General features: G+C 34.5%; 14 protein-coding genes. All 14 read right to left on the bottom strand.

Annotation, left to right across the window (positions count from 1 at the left end):
* Nucleotides 1–80 precede the first annotated feature (80 nt).
* A complete protein-coding gene (locus X925_RS00330; protein WP_121958817.1) occupies nt 81–1,451 on the bottom strand; it encodes an ATP-binding protein in 1,371 nt (456 codons plus the stop codon).
* 182 nt (nt 1,452–1,633) lie between these two features.
* Nucleotides 1,634–2,575, bottom strand: coding sequence for an enolase C-terminal domain-like protein (locus X925_RS00335; RefSeq protein ID WP_121958818.1), 942 nt, complete (start codon nt 2,573–2,575; stop codon nt 1,634–1,636).
* 15 nt (nt 2,576–2,590) lie between these two features.
* A complete protein-coding gene (locus X925_RS00340; protein ID WP_121958819.1) occupies nt 2,591–3,214 on the bottom strand; it encodes a hypothetical protein in 624 nt (207 codons plus the stop codon).
* A gap of 12 nt (nt 3,215–3,226) precedes the next feature.
* Nucleotides 3,227–4,537: a nicotinate phosphoribosyltransferase gene (locus X925_RS00345; protein WP_103065900.1), complete on the bottom strand. Its 1,311-nt coding sequence runs from the start codon at nt 4,535–4,537 to the stop codon at nt 3,227–3,229.
* A 119-nt stretch (nt 4,538–4,656) separates the two neighbouring features.
* On the bottom strand, nt 4,657–5,274 hold the full coding sequence (locus tag X925_RS00350; RefSeq protein WP_121567385.1) for a methylated-DNA--[protein]-cysteine S-methyltransferase: 618 nt from the start codon (nt 5,272–5,274) through the stop codon (nt 4,657–4,659).
* Entirely contained in the window at nt 5,271–8,795 is a 3,525-nt protein-coding gene (smc, locus tag X925_RS00355; RefSeq protein ID WP_121958820.1) for a chromosome segregation protein SMC, read from the bottom strand. The genes X925_RS00350 and smc overlap by 4 nt, the downstream gene beginning before the upstream one ends.
* Nucleotides 8,792–9,472 (bottom strand): uracil-DNA glycosylase, encoded by a 681-nt coding sequence (locus tag X925_RS00360; protein WP_121958821.1) that lies wholly within the window; start codon nt 9,470–9,472, stop codon nt 8,792–8,794. The genes smc and X925_RS00360 overlap by 4 nt, the downstream gene beginning before the upstream one ends.
* A gap of 12 nt (nt 9,473–9,484) precedes the next feature.
* The gene (locus X925_RS00365) at nt 9,485–12,946 is read right to left on the bottom strand and encodes an LptF/LptG family permease (protein ID WP_121958822.1); all 3,462 of its coding nucleotides are present in this window, start codon (nt 12,944–12,946) and stop codon (nt 9,485–9,487) included.
* Complete coding sequence (locus X925_RS00370; protein WP_121958823.1) at nt 12,943–13,701, bottom strand: PhoU domain-containing protein; 759 nt, start codon at nt 13,699–13,701, stop codon at nt 12,943–12,945. The genes X925_RS00365 and X925_RS00370 overlap by 4 nt, the downstream gene beginning before the upstream one ends.
* A gap of 18 nt (nt 13,702–13,719) precedes the next feature.
* Nucleotides 13,720–14,544 carry an NAD(+)/NADH kinase gene (locus X925_RS00375; protein WP_121958824.1) on the bottom strand — a complete coding sequence of 275 codons (825 nt, stop codon included), beginning with the start codon at nt 14,542–14,544 and terminating at the stop codon, nt 13,720–13,722.
* Nucleotides 14,545–14,549: 5 nt separating this feature from the next.
* The gene (locus X925_RS00380) at nt 14,550–14,852 is read right to left on the bottom strand and encodes a YggT family protein (protein WP_012209158.1); all 303 of its coding nucleotides are present in this window, start codon (nt 14,850–14,852) and stop codon (nt 14,550–14,552) included.
* A gap of 114 nt (nt 14,853–14,966) precedes the next feature.
* Nucleotides 14,967–15,662, bottom strand: a complete 696-nt coding sequence (locus X925_RS00385) for a YggS family pyridoxal phosphate-dependent enzyme (protein ID WP_121958825.1) — start codon at nt 15,660–15,662, stop codon at nt 14,967–14,969.
* A complete protein-coding gene (gene ruvB, locus X925_RS00390; RefSeq protein ID WP_012209160.1) occupies nt 15,655–16,710 on the bottom strand; it encodes a Holliday junction branch migration DNA helicase RuvB in 1,056 nt (351 codons plus the stop codon). Before ruvB ends, X925_RS00385 begins: the two co-directional genes overlap by 8 nt.
* Before the next feature lie 20 nt (nt 16,711–16,730).
* Nucleotides 16,731–18,035 (bottom strand): asparagine--tRNA ligase, encoded by a 1,305-nt coding sequence (asnS, locus tag X925_RS00395; RefSeq protein WP_012209161.1) that lies wholly within the window; start codon nt 18,033–18,035, stop codon nt 16,731–16,733.
* Nucleotides 18,036–18,190: the final 155 nt, after the last annotated feature.

Below are 18,190 nucleotides of genomic sequence, written 5' to 3' on the forward strand. Positions count from 1 at the left end.
GAAAGGGCGCTAAAAACATTATGAGAAGTGTTGACGAGAAGATAAATTTATAATACTAAACAAATGTATCATAAGATCAATTAATCCTTAAATAATTCAGATACCATTTTATCAGGAGTTAGAAGAAACAAGTCGTCAGTTTGAAATTTGAGTAACTCTGGTGTAAAACCAGATTTGGAAAAGAGGATGTATTTTGTTTTCTTGTTTCCAAAGTTTACATAGTTACTTCTCAGTTTCAGTGTCTCCAAATCTTTTATTCCCATCTTTTTATTAGTCCACTTGCATTCACCAAAGAGGATGTTGTCGTCGTTATATGCTACTATGTCTATATCATACGACAAGTGTTTTGAATAAGGAACCTTTCCCCAGCTTTTTCCTATATTATTAATGAGAAAACCGGGATAATTGGGTTTTTCTTTTAAAAATTGTATGCAGATATTTTCAAACTGATGGCCAATATGAGTGGGCAATTGTTGGTATATTTTTTCTAATGCGCTTTTAGGATTGAATTCTATTTCTGAAAGGTATCTACCCAAGAGGTTAAAGTAAAAGTCAAAAAATTCATCGTTTATAGAATACCTTGCGTTTCTTCTTTTTCTGTCTAATATGCTGTTTTCTTTTTTTAAAATCTCATAATTATTCACTAGTTCGTTTAAATATTTTGAAAGGGAAGTAGAAGGGATTTTTGAAATGTCTTCTATCTCCTTGAGAGTTTTATTGCCTCCCCCGATTGCTTCCAATATTGAAAAATAGGATCTATGTTCAGAACCAAATTCTAAAATTAAAATGTTTTTAGACTCTTCTTTGAAAGGTGAAAAATCGGCGATGAATAACTCGTATATCTTATTTTTTAAATTTTCTTTGTCTTTAAAGCCCCACAAATATTTGGGAACACCACCTACAAGGCTATAGATTTCTAAAGCTTCTTCAGTATCGTAACCAAAGTCGAATAACATCTCTAGTCCGCTTTTTAAGTTGAACTTTTTGAGATTAATAAAGTTATTTACTCTTCCAAATAATGGCATTTTTTCTTCCATAAATATTTTTTTGATGAGTCCTGTGTATGAACCCAAAACCGTAAGCTTTGTGTTGTATTTTGTTTCATCCCAAGCATGTTGCAAAGAATAAAGTATATCGCTATTTACCAAAAAGAAATTTTGGAATTCATCAAAAATTATGTGATCAAATCTTTCAAAAAGATCTGTAAAAAGGTCGTACCAATTTGTGTAAATTGCCTTAGAAAAAAGACTACTCAGTTCTTTTAACAGTGCCTCTTCTCTTTTTACTTCAACAAAAAAATATAAAAAATTCTCACGATTTTCATAGGCTTTTTTAATGAGAGAAGTCTTGCCTATTCTTCTTCTTCCGTATAAAACAGTGAATCTTTTTTCTTCAGAGTTAAGGATTTTGTTAAGAGCTTCTAATTCTTTGTCTCTATCATAAAAATTCATTTATAGCGCCCCTTTGCCCCGCTCCCCACCCGTGAGGAAAAGGGTCTTTGTTAGTGGCCTTTGGCCAGCTTTCAATTCATCTGATTTTTTTATCATAAAAGTTCAGGATATACCACCTTTATATACTGATCAGTAATATACTGGTGAGTATATTACTGATCAGTATATTACTCGTCAGTATATTATATCACAATATAATGATCTATATTCAAATCTATTATATCGAATGCTTTTTTTATTTTGTTGGACCAGTTTAGGTTTATGGGGTGTTCTATTCTTGTGGAGATGACTGTTTCCAAGTTGAGGGTATTGGCTAAGTCATAGTGTTTTTTTAAGTTGGTTAATCCACCAACTTTGGTGATGTCTAAGACGACCCCTGAAGCAATATTTGATACTCTGATTATATCTTCTGGCTGTTCGATGGATTCATCCCAAAATATTGGGTAGTTTATTTGTAGGTTGCTTAAAGTATTTTCTTTATACTTTGGTGTTGGCTGCTCTAAAGCCATTATTTCCGAGCTTTTTAGAAGTTTTAGAATGAGTCTGATTTCATGTTGGGAAAATAAACCTCTCAGGTCGATCCATAGTTTTTTATTTTTGAAGAGTTTCAATATTTTTTCAAACTCTGAGAGCAACGGTTTTTCTAAGAACTCTATCTTTACAATTTCTTCATCTTTTTGAATTTCAGGAAGTAAATCAAAGATATTGGTGTCTTTTTTCCAAAAAATCCTAAAGAGAGATTCTTGTGAGATACCTTTTTTAGTGGGGAAGAGTAAGTTTATAGGGTCGTAATTGTATTTGTTTGTTAGGTAGTCAAAAATGGCTAAAAAAACAGCGGTTTTTGAAGAGTTGTCTCTTTTTATCTTTTCATTGAATTTTTCTTCGATATTGGGGATATTTTCAATATCATCTTCCATTTCAAATAGGTCTCTAATCAATTCCAATATCGCCATAGTAGTTTTAAATGTTTCGCCAAAATAGTAATTGGGGGTGGCTGCCCCAACCCCCTGAATTCCTTGTTTGTCTATGAATTTAAATATCGCATGCTCTTGCCATTCCATATTTAAATTTTTTAAGATTGTTCTTTCTTGCCAGTAATATACGTCTCTTTTTCTTTCTTTCATGAATTTTCAGCCTTCTTAGTATATATTTTCCATGAGTAAAAACCAAAATAAGGAAACTAATATTGCATAGGTTGGCGATAAGATTAGCTCTTTTATATTCTTTTCTTTTACAAAGATAAGTTTGTATGCCAACCCAGCACCTAGTGCTATAATAGACCAAAGATAGTTTTGAGCCATTATAAAAATGAATATCGCTAACCTTTCCGATGCACCGATTGTGTCTTTTCTTTCTTTTTCGAATAAGTTGAAAGTTCTGAATAAGAAGCTTCCAAAACTTGTTGCTACGATCATTCCTACAATATAGAATTGAAAAATATTGGATAAGAAGGAATCTTGAAAAAAGTTTCTGAATAGGTATGACCAAAGAAAAAAAGCCCCTAAAAATATGATTTCGAAGTAAATGTTGGTGTTTTTGTTTTGTATTCTTAATAAGTCTATACCTATGTGAAGAAGGACAGAAAGTGAAACTATTAAAAGCATCCATCCTGTTAACATATCAAAATTGAAAGCCAAAAAGACCAATAAGACCCAGATTAGATGTTTATAATAACTGGATTTGTCCAAGAATTTATCAGAATAAACGTTGGTAAAGGCAAAATCAGATACAAAATGACTTAGAAAGAGTGTCATTGAAAACATAGTATACCTCCATTAGTATTCCCAATAATTTTTTTCGACGACTTTTAATCGTGAGAAGTCTCCTTTTTTTCTTCCTACTTTCGCACAAGGCCTACCATCGACTTCTACTATATCGGCTGTGAAGTCAACTTTTTGTTTCAGTAACGATGATCCAACACCGTAGAGATCTACGGGAACTTCAAGGGTTTCAAATAAATCAATTTTTTCTTGGTTGAATCCCCCTGAGACCATTATTTTTAAATTGTTCATTCCTAGTTCATCGAATTTTCTCCTCGCCCGCCAGACCATCTCCGGGTTAACTCCTAAAGATGATTTGTCTTTTGGAATAACGGATTTGTCCCTTAAGGATCCGGATGTGTCGAATCTAACTGCCCAAATTTTGTCTTTTCCTTCACCAATTATCTTAGACAAGTCTCCCCTGTCAATATTGGGTTTTTCACCGTATATGTGTTCGTAAAAGTCTTTTGCTACTTTGATGGTGGTTCCGATAACGTCGTTGTCCCAGTCTACTAACACCATTCTATTTACGTGACCATCTATGTATTTGTTGAAAGCTATAGCTGCGTCTGAGGTGTTACCATTGTAAGCGGCAATTAAGGCATGAGGTATTGTTCCTAGAGATTCAACCCCCCAATAATCAGCGTTTGCATCGGTAGATACCCCAAAGGCTCCAGCTTTCAAAGCTGCATAACCGTCGGTTGTTTGAACCCAAAAATGGTCGAATCTTGCACTGAAAAATAAAATCGGTTTTCCTTTGGCAGCATTGACAACTTTCTTTACAGCGGTAGCCGTACTAGAAGCCCTTGCCATTACCCCTAAAAGAAGCGTTTCCAAATACCCAAAATAAACAGGATTACCCTCGATTACGAAAACAGGTTCCATACTCTTCGCTTCGTCTCCATCGTTTAAAGCTAATACTTCTATTTCGTCCCATTTATCTACCCATAAACTGTTTAATAACATTCTTAGGTCCCATTTTTTATTTGTGCAATTTAGAAGTTCTTCTTTGTCCATTCGTGTAGAGGCGTCTTGTATTGCTCTTTCTATGGTTAAAATTTCATCAAAGATCTCTTTTGCCTTTTCTTCATCTTTGTAGTAACCTGTTCCGTAAGTTAAAAGAGCTAGCGCTTCGTCTAGTCCAACTACTACACAGTCTGCCCTTGGGAAGAATTGATAGGTTACATTTACTTTTCTTTTGTCTTTTTTTAGGACTTCTACATACCTTGTGAAATATTTGTCGGTGTAATAGCCCATTCTTATTTTGTCGATGGGTACTTTAAAGAGTTTTGGATGTAATCTTTTATTAGTATCGTTTAAATCCATTTTTTCCACCTTCTGATAAATTTTTTAGCCGTTTTTATATATTCTAAAACTTTGTGTTAGCGCCCCTTCGCCCCGCAGCCCGCCCATAAGGAAAAGGAGCTTTACCCTTCACCCATTTCTCATCTTTCTAAATCAAGTAGATATTTTTTCCACTTGATAGTTGGACTGAATTTTCCTATACTGCCATCACTTTTTATTACCCTGTGGCACGGGATAATTATGGGTAAAGGGTTTTTCTTCATCAAATTTCCTACAGTTCTGTACGCTTTTGGATTTCCGGCCTTTGATGCCAATTCTTTGTAGGTAATTACACTTCCCTTTTTTGTGTTATACAGAGTTTCATAAACCCTTTTTGCAAAAGCTGTTTCACCTGGGAAGTCAAATATTTCTTTTGGGATTTTTTGGAGATCTCCATATAGATATGCATATATTATATCAAAATGTTTCTTTGTTTTCGAGTTGTAATAATTCTCATTTTTATTAGCGCCCCTTCGCCCCGCAGCCCACCCGTCTAAGGAAGGAAAATCTTTATTCTTTTGTCTTGCAGCCGACCCGTTTAAGGAAGGAAAATCTTTATTCTTTTGTCTGGCGGACCACCCGTCTAAGGAAGGAAAATCTTTATTCTTTTGTCTTGCAGCCCACCCTTCTTTTTGAAAGGTTAGCCTTATCTTAGTTATTTTGTCATTTTTGACATAGATTATCACACTACCGATAGGAGTTCCTATTACGGCTTTCATCTTTCCAACTCCTTGAAATCAACGGGAACTATGTACGTAGTTCCTTCCCTCATGGTTATTCCGTAAAAAAGCTCGGCAATTTCCATCACTATTTTATTGTGGGTTATTATCAAAAATTGAGACTTTTTAGAGTTCTCTAATATTAAGTCTGATATTTTGGCAGCGTTTAGGTCATCCAAAGGGGCATCGATTTCATCTAGTATATAAAAAGGACTCGGGTTTAGATTCATGAGTGAGAAGAGAAAAGCTATAGCTATGAGAGCTTTTTCTCCTCCTGAAAAGAGAGAGAGCTTTTGAAAGTTCATCCCAGATTTTTTTACAGATATTTGGATCCCTTTTTCAAACTCTTTGCCCTCACCAATTAACCTGAGTTCACCGTATCCATTTGGAAAAAGTTTTGAGATGAAGAATGAGAATTCTTTGTTCAGATTGTTAAAAAATGTGTTGAATTGTCGTTGAGCTTCTTCGTCTAGATTTTTTATACTTTGTTTAAGAGAATTTATGGATTTCATTATGTCTTCTTTGTTTTTTAGATTTTCTTGGTATTCTTTTTCTACTTCTTCGTATTCGTCTAAAACAGTTAAATCAACCGAACCTAGCTTTTTTAATGAACTTTCCAATTCTTTTTGTTTGTTCCCAAGTGCCTGGATGTCTTTTTCGGGTAATTCTTTTAGCTCGAACTCTTCTTCGTTAATTTCTAAGTTTTGGGCTTTTTCGTTTAGGAATTGTATGTTGTGGTTGGCTTCTTTTATTTCAAATTCAATCTCTTGATTTTTTTGTTTTATTGTATTTATTTCAGTTTTTAACTTGTCTATACGATTTTCATAATTTTCCAAGTCTTTGGCCTTGTCGTATTTGCCTGTCCTACTTTGTTTCATCAGTTCAAATAATTTTGAAATTTCGTTGTTGAGAGAGTCTTTTTCTTTATTGAGTTCGTTTATGGCTTGGTTTATTTTATCGTTCTTTTCTTTTAAGCTATCAAAGGATTCTTTTGTTTTTTGCTGTTTAATTTTTATTTCTTTTAATTCATTTTCAATTGCTGACTTTTGATTTTTGTAGTATTCATACTTTTCTTTTATGCTTTTTAACTCCATTTCTTGGCCTATAAGCTCTTTTTCTATTTGATTGAGTTGGGCTTTTTTGTCTTTGATGGTTTCTTCGATTTGTTGCATTTTCTTAGTCGTTTGAGTAGTATTTTGATGGTTATTTTCGATTTCCATTTTTAATGATTGTATCTCTTGATCAAGGGTTTTGGTTTTTTCTTCATAGTTTGCTAATCTTTCGTTGTAGAAAGTTATACTTTCTTGCAGATTTTTAATTTCTTCCTTTATTTTTTTGTAGTCAAGGTCATGTGCGTTTTTTGTTACTGTTGCTTGCCTTAACTCGTCTTTTGTTGATTCTAATTCTTCTTTTTGAAGATTAAGTTTTTCTTTTACTTTGTTGTATAGGGTTTGTTTGTTTGCAAGGTCGTTTCTGATTTTGTTAAGATCTTCTTCTATTTCAGAGATCTCTCTTTTTCTTTTAAGAACCGTAGAAGAATGATCGTATTTAGATTTTCCTCCGGTTATGGCACCAGAAGAGTAGACTAACTCGCCGCTGAGAGTGACAATATTTCCAGGATACTTCATTTTCGATATTTTTATAGCTGTTTCGATATTATCGACTAACAGTGAGTTAGAGAAAACGTACTCCATAACCTTTCGATATTCTTGAGTGTAGTTTACTAAATTGATTACAAAGTCTATGGTGCCGGGTTCTTTTAAGAAGTTTTTTGGTAATCGTACTTCAGTCCTTAATAGATCAAGTGGAAGAAGGGTGATTTTTCCATTATTGCCTTTTTTCACAAGATCCAAATACTCTTTTGCCTTTGACGAATTTTTTATTACTATGTTTTGTATTCTTGAACTGGCTATTGTCGAGACCGCTTCTTCATATTTTTCTTCTGTGTTAATTAAATTGGCAACGACATCCACTACGTTATCGTCATCTTTAAAGACTTTGAAAAATTCTTTTATCGTTGTTGAGAATCCTTCGTATTCGTTGATCTGCCTGGTTAAAGATTGATATGTGTAAAACAGATTCTTTTCATTTTGTTGAAGAGAGTCAATTTCTGATAAAAGGGTATTGTAAGAGTTTTCCGTGTGTTTTAACTCGTCGAATTTCTTTTTTAATCTTTGTTCTAATTGAATTTCAGTGCCTTTTGTATGAGAGAGTAGTTCTTCTATTTCTTTCATTTTTTGTAAATTGTTTTCTAATTTTGTTTTCAAGGTATTTATTTGATCTTTTAGTAAGTTAATTCTTTCTTGGTTACTGCTGTATGTTGTTTGGAGGTTTTTTAGTTCTGTTTCTTTCCTTTCTTTTTCTTGAGATGCCTTTGATAATTCGGATTCTAAGGTTTTGAGCGATTCTTCTTGTTTTTCTATTTCCTGTATAATACTATTCTTTTTTTCGTTTATAAGGTTTGTTTTGTTTTGGGTTTTTTCTTCTATTTCTCTAAAATCTCTTTCGTTTTTAGAGAGTTCTTTTAACTGTTGTTCAAGCTTGTTCATTTTTTCTTCTAAAGAGTTTAATTCCCACTCTTTGCTTATTATTGAAGAGTTGTTCTCATTCAGTTCTTCTGTTAAATGGTTTTTTTCATTTTCTATCGTTTGAACCCTTTGCCTGTAGTTTTCTACCATGTCTCCGTTGATGGATAGTTGTTTGTCAGTATCTTCTATTTCGCTTTTTAAATTTCTATAGCTTCTTTCTACTTCAAAAAGCTCTGATAGCAGAGATTTCATTCTTTGAGAATTTTCTTGTATCTCCTTTTGATATGTTTCTATCTTTTTTAGGAAAGATATTTTAGAAGCACCAAAGTACATCTTTCCTATTCTTTTGATTTCATTACGATATTCAAGGTATTTTTTTGCCCTACCAGCCCTAATGGATAAAGATTTTAATCTTTTATCTACAACGAATAGTAAATCGTTGATTCTGTCTAAATTTTCAGTTGTCTTATTCAATAGATTGATCGATATTTCTTTTTTTTCTAAGTACGTGGCTATGTTTGAAGCATCCAACACGATATCTCTAATATTTTCAGGCGAGGAGTTAACTATTTCACCAATTTGGCCTTGTCCAATAATCGAGTAAAAGCTTTTCCCGGTTCCTTTGTTGAATACATTTTGCACTTCTTTAAGTGTGGCGACTTTGTTGTTTACATAGTACTTGTTGGATTCGTCTTTCTCCAATATTTTTGAGATTTTAATTTTTTCATTGTTGTCGTTTTGTACTACTAGCGAAACTTTTGCATAGTTGGAAGAGTCACTTCCATTGCTTCCTATGTGCAATACATCGTTTTTTTCTGATATTCTCATCTGTTTTTGAGATTGCTCTCCTAATAACCATCTAATCGCGTCTACAATGTTTGATTTCCCCGATCCGTTTGGACCGATTATCGCGATAATATTTTTATCCAAATTAAAATATGTTCTTCTGCCAAAACTTTTAAAACCCTCTATCTCTAGGGATAAGAGTTTCAAGTTTGACTCCCTCCAGCATTTTCAAGGCTTTTAATCTTTTCTTCAACTGTTTTAGTAACCTCTTCAACATCCTTGCCTTGTTTTAATGCTCTGTACATGATCCCGATTATCCTCATATCCAGGTACGCGTACCATTTTGGAGATCCTTTAGTAGAACTTTGGTTTCTTAAGAGGTAACTTGGATGAAAAGTTGGGAAGATTTTAATGTCTCCATACCAGTTGAAGAAACGTCCACGCGATTGAGTTATCTTAGATTCACCCGTAAAATAATACAGCGGTGTATTGCCAAGGGTTACGATTATTTTTGGTTTGATAACAATTATTTGCCCATCAAGATAGGATTGACAACTTTTAACCTCTTCTTGTGTGGGAACCCTATTTTGAGGAGGACGACATTTAACTATGTTTGTGATGAAAACATCGTTTCTTTCCAATTTTGCATACTCTTTGAGCATCTTTTCTAAAAGTTGCCCCGCTCTTCCAACGAAAGGTTCTCCCAAAGCATCTTCGTCTGCACCAGGACCTTCACCTACAAACATTATTGGTGAATCAACGTTTCCGGAACCGGGCACAGTATTAGTTCTTGTAAGATTCAAGGGACACTTTTCACATACCTCTATCCTTTTGGCGATCATTTCCATATTCTTTTGTTTTTCCTCGTTGCCGTATAGGAACATTAATATTCCTCCTCACATTAATCCAAATTCAAACCCATCATCACCATATGAGATATTTTTATCGGGTATATAATTGATAAAAAAAGATATTCTGAACGAGGCTAAATCAAACTGGGGTAGTAAGGAAAATTTAGTCTGTACGTTCAACGTCCAGCACACAATTTTTTTCTGTATTTCAAACTCTGTGAAATCCCAGCTTTGATCCTCTATGTCATAATCAAAGGTAATTTTTGCAAATTCACTTTTATCCCTGTTGTTTATGTCGAAGCCTGTTTCAAGAGACTCTGAAATGCGGTAGGTTGTTTCGATTCCAAAAGAGTAATTTGAACTTTTTTCCAAGAAATTTAGGTCTAAGTCGTAGACAGTGTACTCTTCCTTCATGTCAAAATCCCCGTAAATTTTGTTACCTTCATAATAAAAAAGAAAATACGTTAAAACCTCTGGGATCTTTTTGGTGAATGTTTGTTCATGAATATAATACCTATAATCCAATTGTAGCCGATTTCTATTGTACCTCAAAATTTCTCTGTTTTCAATATAATCTACCTTAATCTCTTCTTGATGGCCATAATCAAACTCACTTCTATGGGTTAAAGGGCCAATGACGTTGGTTAGTTTGATGTTTGTTGTATCCGGCTGGATCGTATTGGGATCAGTAGTATCAAACTTGGTCTGTGTTTGTAAGGTATTTTTAGTGTTTAATAGATTTATGTTGGTTTGAGTTTGAAGTTCCATTTCTTGCAAATCTGGGGAATTTTCAGCGTTTCTTAGATCAAAACTTCTGTTTAACTTTGCAGAGTTCGTAAAATTTTTTTCAAAAAGAGAGAAAGAATACCCTACGTAATCGTTGTAATTCAATTCGTCTGTGGCAGAGGGAGTGAGGGAGTTTTCTAAGACCTTTACGTATTCTAATGAGTTACCAAATTCGAAAACACCTAAATCAATTTCTAAGCCCGGTTCTAAAGAGTAATCAAAGAGCGTTTTCCCAGAAGAGTATTCTTCACCGGGTATAAAATCGTTGTTATAGTTGAAGTGAATTGAATCCTCCATGTTGAATTTTAAATCAAAATTATTTCTATCAATCTCATAAAGGGTATCTTTGTAAGAGAAAGTATTTTTAGTTTCTAATCGATTTTTGGTGGTTTCTGTTGCGACGGTGGTGTAAGCGTAATCAAAATCGCCGTACATTCTGGCGAATGTTTCATAGAAGTTGTACTTTCCTTCAATATCTATTTCACTTTCTTTCGTATCCCATATCTGATCCATAGAAAGGTTGGATATGTCCCCATATGAATGAGAGTTGAGCTTGAGCTTTGATAAAGAGATCAAAGATCTCCCATATTTCTTTTGAAAGGCTTGAGATTCAACGTTTAAAAATAGAATATCATCAAATCCCTTAGAATCCCAATAAATGTGTGAATGTATGTTTTTAAGGTCTCCCAAATTCGTTTCCAATTTTGGGATATTTAACGACAGGGATTTTTCTTTTGTTGCTGGTTGAACTTTTAACTCCAATTTTGCAATTTCACTGACTTCGTTATCTTCGAAAAATTGGTAAGAAACTCCTAAGTTGTTATCGTTGGTATCTGGAGAATTCAGACCTGTAGATAGATACAAGCTTCCATATAGAAAAGGGACACCGTATTTTAGTGTCACTTCTTGATCTGTTTCTTGTGTGATTAGATCGTTGGCCGTGTTGTAAGATAAGTGGACTTTCGATCCGTTTTCAAACTTATAATTAATTTCTGTTAGTAGGGAAAATTCGTTGTTATCGTATCCAAACGTGAGAGACATGGGTTCTTCTTCATCTTCTGATAAACTTTGAAAATAGAAAGGTAGGTATAGAACGGGGACCCCGAAAAAACTAAGTACCACATCTCTGGCTATTAAAAAATATCCTGGAAATATGTCGACTTTCCTGGCTGAGAAGTAATAAGTTATACAGTCCTCGCATGTTGTTAATTTCGTCTGGTTTGTTTCTATTATATTTTCTTGCATCGGCTTTTCCATGCTTTCAGACCATATGCGGACTTCTATTTCTTTCTCTGCCTTATACTTTTGTATGGTATATGAATTTACAAAGACTGCGGAATCTTCCTCGAAGTTTACGGTTATCTCTGAGGCTTGTATAGAGATATCTTCATATAGATAAGTTATATCTCCAAAGAAAGTCGCTGCTTTAATCGTTCCATCTTCGTTTAATTCACCTTGAGCTGAATCGGCTTTTATCGTGGAACCTTCATACTCTACATAGACGTTACCTTCTAAAAATAACAGATCATCTTTCAAATAAAAATCTTCACTCGTTATATTTACAGGTGCAGAAAAAAAGGAAGAACCAACAAGAATAAACAATATTACAGAGAAAATTCTTTTCAAAGGCTCGAGAAGTTTGTAAGATACTCTTGTATCCAGCATTAAGAATAGAAAAGTACCAATAATACCAAATATTATGTTGGGGATCCAAACGGATATCGTTGGATTTATTATATGCTCTTTTCCCAAAGCAGACAACCAAGCGCCAGAACCTTGATAAATTATTACCAGCACAAAAGTCGTAATTACACTCCAAGATTTACTTGTTAAATTTAAAAACAAGGACAAGGCAATTCCTAAAATACAAATTACTAAGGGAGCCAACGAGTTAGCAAATTTTGACTGGTAAGAAACTATTAGACCGGAGACATCCAAACCAAGTTTGGAAAAAGTAGTTATTTTTTCTTTTAGTTCCTTTGAGGTCATTTCATTAGCACTTTTAGAGAAGTTCAGAAATTCTTCGACATCTTCTTGAATATCGAGTTGCAATTGATCAAAAGTTATGTCTAAGTCGAGAAATCCATCTTCGTTGGTTCTGAACATCCTTCCGTTTTTCATGTACCAACCGTCAGGACCTTTTTGAGCTTGTTGAGCGTTAAAAACAGCGGTGTAATCATTTTTAACCTCGTATAAGAGCACGTCGTATAAAATTCCACTTTCTCTATCTATCTGTTTTACAAAGAGGTATCTTCCATCACCAACATCCACAAATTGGTTTTCTTCGATCTGTGCTTGAGGCCTTTGATAGACGTACAATGCCATAGCTTCTTTTGCCTTGTAGTTTGATACGGGTACGATGGTGTTGAAGAGTGCAAATGTGAAAAAAGATAACAAGAGAGAAATCGTCATGAAAGGTATGATTAATTTTTTCATCGGTATTCCCAACGTTTGTAGAGCAATTATTTCGTTTGCAGAGGAGAGTTTTGAAATAACCCAAAATATACCAAAAAGCACTCCCACAGGAATGCCCATGGAGATAAAATATGGTAGGTGATACCAAATCAATATCAGTAGTTTTGAAAATCCCACATTGTTTCTAACGATTATTTCAGATAGTTGGTAAAGTAACTCCAAGCTCACAAAGACTATAAAAGCAATTAAGCCCATAAAAAATGGCGGTATGAATTCTTTTGAAACGTATTTGAAGAGCTTCTTCATGGGTTTTCTTCTCCCAAGAAATAGAAGAGTTCTAAATCGTTATTTCTACATTTGTACAGTTCTCCTGTCAACGCCCAAATGATATTTTCAGAGATGTTTGTGATAAAATCTGAAAAGTTTGCTAAATTGTTTAAGACTTCTATATGAAGAGAAGCGGATTTAATAGATTCTTTGGACTTGTACAAGTACGATTTGTAGGCTTCGATCAGTCCTTTCACTTCTTCGTTGAGAATACAACTTTTCTTGGCTTTTTCAAAAAAACTTTCTTTTACCTGATCTGTCATCAATTTGGCGGCTTTGATATTGATCAAATCTGATAGTGAGGATAAAACAAGTGAAAGGTTCTCTTTGGTTAATTCCAAACTGTCTTCAAAATTTGTAGCGTTTACAGTAGAAGGGGTTTTGAGTATTTCAATTATCAATTTGGCATTTTTTTCGCATATGTCTCCCATGTTTTCAAATATTTGGACTAATTTTGAGCTCATGAAACAAGCTTTTAAGTAAATGCCTGTGTAATTACCAGAGGACAATAAGATAACGCTTTCATAATTTAGGCTTGCTTCGATGAAATCTAATCTGTCGTCTTGATTTATTATTTCTTTTGCTAATTTATCGTTTCTTTCGAGATAAGCATCCCCAAATTTATAGTACATTTCTTGAACTATTCTACCCATTCTCAAGACATTATTCAAATATCGTGTCAATCGATTTAAACTGATGCTGTTGATTTGGCTGACATTCTCTTTTTTGAACAAATTATATGCCTCCTAAAATTATTCAAACCTTCTGCCAAACCCCAATTTTTTATCCAACGCATTGAGATAATTGTTGCCATTTCTTTGGGCAAGTTTTATCGTCATCTCACTGGAAGTCACAAATATTGACATCCCTGGTTCCATCCTATGAATGATATCTCCATCCCCGGTTACATATACAAAGCCTTTGCTCATGTTTTTCAAAATGATCTCTATCTTTTGCGTTGGAGGAGCTATGAAGGGCCTAATGTTGAGGGCATGGGCGGCTAATGGGATGAGCTGAACAACATTCAATTCGGGGTGGATTATGGGACCTCCAGCAGATAAGGCATACGCAGTGGATCCTGTCGGCGTTGATACAATTAATCCGTCTCCAGCGAATGAGAATAAAGTGTGTTCCTCAATTTTTACATCAACGTTCATAGTACCTAATGGTTGGCTTTTCAATAAGACGATATCGTTTAAAACAACGACTTTTTTGGTGCCTACATGACATTCTAAAAGGTGTCTAAACGAAAAAGAAATGTTATCTTTTTGTATATCCTCGATCAGCTCTTTTATCTCAGAACTGGAATAAGAACTCAAGAACCCTAAATTCCCAGTATTAACAGCTATTACCGGTTTTGAATATATTGCGGCAATTTCAGCTATTTTCAATACCGTCCCATCGCCCCCAAAAATCACGAAAAAATCGGCTGCTTGGGCTTGTTTTTCCTCCACAGTAGAACCCGCCGCAGCGTAACCAAGAACCTCTATATTGCTTTCATTAAAAGGTTTTAATATGTTTTCTTCAAGGTCATCGTTAGAAAGCTTAAGTGGATTGTAAAAGATAAAGATCTTCATAAAAACTACACTCCAATCCTATAACCTAACTCCAATAGAGATTGTACCAAAAATCTATCTAAAAACATCAATATCAAAAAGGCAATCATTGGAGATAGATCTATGTTGCCTATAACTGTGGGTATAAATCTTCTTATTGGATTCAAAATTATATTGGCAACTGAATCAATAAAACCTCGAAGTCTGTTGTATTGGAAGGGCATGATGAAACTTAATAAAGCGGATACAATTATACAAAATTCAAAAAATACTATTGCTATTCTTAATATACTTGCTAATGCTATTAAAAGATTTGCTATTACAAACATTTTTTCCTCCTTGTGTTATCGTTAAAAACTCTAAAACTTTGTGTCAGCGCCCCTTCGCCCCGCTCCCCACCCTTCTAAGGAAGGTATATGAGTTTTGCTTATTAACCTTATACCCTATTCTGGAAGATAACGGTTTCCAAAGATTCTTGTTCCTATTCTTAAAAGAGTGGCACCTTCTTCTATGGCTATTTTGTAATCGTTAGTCATTCCCATAGATAGTTCCTTTATCGAAGGGTATTTTTTATTTAGGTTGTCTCTGAGTTCTCGTAAGCTTCGAAAGACGTTTCTTATAACGTCAACTTTCTCAGTGTAAGGAGCCATTGTCATTAAACCGATTATTTTTATATTTTTAAAAGATGTTGCATCTTGCAAAAATGCCTCTACTTCGTTTGGAATGAGTCCGGCTTTGGAGTTTTCACCAGATATGTTTATTTCTAGAAGAACTTTTTGTGTTTTATTTATTTCTTCGGCTTTTTTTTGAATTTCCTCTATTTCTTTCATTCTCCAAACTGAATGTATATATTCTGCGATAGGAACGATGTATTTTATTTTGTTGGTTTGTATCCTGCCTATGAAATGCCATACAATGTCAAGGTTTTTGAGATCTTCATATTTTTCTCTTAATTCCTGAGCCTTATTTTCTCCAAAATCTTTATGACCTTCTTCGTATAATGTTTTTATGTTATCACTTGGAAAATTCTTTGAAACAGCAACTAATTTTATAGAGTTCAGATCTCTACCTGATTTTTCTGTAACTTGTTGGATCTCATTTAACAAGGTGTGATAATTTTCTATTAGAAAATTATTCATTAAGCTCCCCCCATAAACTGATATTGTGATTGGAAGTTTTATAGGTGTAATTTAGTTTTTGGTAGGCTTTTTCAGTTGCCACCCTACCTCGAGGGGTCCTGATAATGAAACCTGCTTGTAGTAGAAATGGTTCATAGACCTCGCTGATTGAATCGGGTTCTATCCCAATCGATGAAGCTAAGGCATTTATACCCACCGGCCCACCTTCATAGTTTTCTATTATTGTTTTAAGAATTTTTCGATCCATTTTATCTAAGCCATCTTCATCCATTTCTAATAATTTCATTGTGTTGTCCACATCTTCAGCTTCTATGATGTTTTTTCCAGAAACTTGGACAAAATCCCTAACTCTTCTCAAGAGTCTGTTGGCGATCCTGGGGGTTCCCCGAGATCTTTGAGCTAGAATGAGAGATGCATCTTCTTTTATTTTTATATTGAGTATGTCTGCACTCCTTTTTATGATTAAGTTGAGGTCTTTTGGAGAGTAGAAATCGACTTCCAAAATTATGCCAAACCTACTTCTCAGTGGTGGGGCTATAAGGCCTAATCGGGTAGTGGCACCTACCAACGTGAAAGGTTGTAAGTCAATCCTTATAGAACGAGCAGAAGGTCCTTTCCCAATAACAATGTCAAGTTGAAAATCCTCCATAGCTGAGTATAAGATTTCTTCCACGGTTCTATTCAGCCTGTGGATCTCGTCTATGAATAGTACGTCGCCATTTTCTAAGTTGGTTAAGATGGCGGCGAGGTCTCCTGCTTTTTCGATTACAGGACCGCTTGTAATTTGCAAATTAGCCCCTAGCTCATTTGAAATTACATAAGCTAGGGTTGTTTTACCTAAACCAGGAGGACCTGCTAAAACTACATGATCCATCGCTTCTTTTCTTATTTTAGCAGCTTCTATCGCGACCTTTAACTTTTTTTTTATGTTGTCCTGGCCTATAAATTCATTCAAGTAATTTGGTCTTAATTTCTTTGATCCTGTATCCTCTCCAATAAAAGAGGGATCCAGTAACCTCTTTGGGTTTGTATTTTCTTTTTCGATCATTTTAAAAACTCCTTAGGATCTTATGGGTAAACTCTGTAAAGTGTTCTTGCAAAAGGGATAGCTTCCCTAATGTGTTCTAAACCGCATATCCAAGCAACCGTTCTTTCAACGCCTAAACCGAAACCACTGTGTGGAACGCTACCAAACTTTCTTAAATCTATGTACCATTGGTATTGATCTAAAGGAAGATTGAATTCTTTTAATCTGTCTATTAGGACTGATTCTTCCCATATTCTTTCGGAAGCCCCTATTATTTCTCCATAACCTTCGGGGGCAAGTAAGTCGTCACAGAGTACAACATCAGGGTTGTTTTCATCAGGTTGCATATAGAAAGCCTTAACTTTCCTAGGATACTTTTCCACAAAGAGTGGTTTTTCAAATTGAGAAGCCAGTACACTTTCTTCATCTGCGCCGAAATCTTCTCCCCATTCTACTTCAAACCCTTTTTTCTTAAGAAAATCAATTGCTTGCGTGTAAGTCATTCTTTCAAAGGGGGGCTGAATTTTTTGTAGTTTATTTGTATCCCTACCAATTTCTTTTAGATCATCAGAAGCATTTTCTAATACCCTTTTGATTATGAAAGAAACCAAGCTTTCTTGTAATTTGATGTTGTCTTCATGTTTATAAAAAGCTACTTCGGCTTCATTCATCCAAAATTCGATTAGATGTCTTCTTGTTTTTGATTTTTCGGATCTGAATGTAGGGCCTAGATTGTACACCTTTCCAAAGGACATCGCCGCAGCTTCTAAGTAAAGTTGACCTGTTTGTGCTAGATATACCTCTCCATAATCGAAATAGTCTAATTTGAATGTGTTACCAGCAGATTCCCCTATAGAACCAGTAAATATAGGGGTGTCTATCAAGGTAAAATTATTTTGATTATAAAAATCTCTAATTGCCTTTAAAATTTCGTTTCTAATATTTAAGATATGAAACTGTCTTCTTGATCTGATCCATAAATGCCTATTTTCCATTAAAAAGTCTATGCCATGCTCTTTTTTAGAAATGGGATAGTCTTCAATGGGTTCTTGTATTTTTTTGAAAGAAGTTATATGTAATTCAACGTTTTCAGGAGATCTTTCGTCTTTTTTTATGGTTCCTTGTAAGATTATGCTGCTTTCCATTTTTATTTTTCTTATGTTTTCAAAGGTTTCATCATCAAAATCCTTTTTTTCAGCTATTCCTTGAATGAAACCAGTTCCATCCCTTAACTGTAAGAAAGCAATTTTACCGCTGCTTCTTTTGTTCCATACCCATCCCCGAAATTCTACTGTTTCATTGATGTGTTTTTTGAAGTCTTTTATATATACCCAATTTGGAATCATGCCTCCACCTCCAAGCGTTAAGGGGCTTTGCCCCTTAAGATCCCCAGAATCAAAATCATATTTTTGTTTTAAAATATTTTTTTGCACAAAGTAGCAAAAGGGCTTTGCCCCTTAATCTTCTGTTTTAGCGCCCTTTCACCCCGCTCCCCACCCAT

It is taken from the genome of Petrotoga sp. 9T1HF07.CasAA.8.2 (assembly GCF_002895585.1).
GTDB lineage: Bacteria > Thermotogota > Thermotogae > Petrotogales > Petrotogaceae > Petrotoga > Petrotoga mobilis.

What these genes read in the sequence shown, in the direction of transcription:
- X925_RS00385 (WP_121958825.1), bottom strand. Translation starts at nt 15,662, where the DNA reads ATGAATAATTTTCTAATAGAAAATTATCACACCTTGTTAAATGAGATC.
- X925_RS00375 (WP_121958824.1), bottom strand. Translation starts at nt 14,544, where the DNA reads ATGAAGATCTTTATCTTTTACAATCCACTTAAGCTTTCTAACGATGAC.
- X925_RS00365 (WP_121958822.1), bottom strand. Translation starts at nt 12,946, where the DNA reads ATGAAGAAGCTCTTCAAATACGTTTCAAAAGAATTCATACCGCCATTT.
- X925_RS00345 (WP_103065900.1), bottom strand. Translation starts at nt 4,537, where the DNA reads ATGGATTTAAACGATACTAATAAAAGATTACATCCAAAACTCTTTAAA.
- X925_RS00330 (WP_121958817.1), bottom strand. Translation starts at nt 1,451, where the DNA reads ATGAATTTTTATGATAGAGACAAAGAATTAGAAGCTCTTAACAAAATC.
- X925_RS00360 (WP_121958821.1), bottom strand. Translation starts at nt 9,472, where the DNA reads ATGTTCCTATACGGCAACGAGGAAAAACAAAAGAATATGGAAATGATC.
- ruvB (WP_012209160.1), bottom strand. Translation starts at nt 16,710, where the DNA reads ATGATCGAAAAAGAAAATACAAACCCAAAGAGGTTACTGGATCCCTCT.
- X925_RS00340 (WP_121958819.1), bottom strand. Translation starts at nt 3,214, where the DNA reads ATGTTTTCAATGACACTCTTTCTAAGTCATTTTGTATCTGATTTTGCC.
- X925_RS00380 (WP_012209158.1), bottom strand. Translation starts at nt 14,852, where the DNA reads ATGTTTGTAATAGCAAATCTTTTAATAGCATTAGCAAGTATATTAAGA.
- asnS (WP_012209161.1), bottom strand. Translation starts at nt 18,035, where the DNA reads ATGATTCCAAATTGGGTATATATAAAAGACTTCAAAAAACACATCAAT.
- X925_RS00350 (WP_121567385.1), bottom strand. Translation starts at nt 5,274, where the DNA reads ATGAAAGCCGTAATAGGAACTCCTATCGGTAGTGTGATAATCTATGTC.
- X925_RS00335 (WP_121958818.1), bottom strand. Translation starts at nt 2,575, where the DNA reads ATGAAAGAAAGAAAAAGAGACGTATATTACTGGCAAGAAAGAACAATC.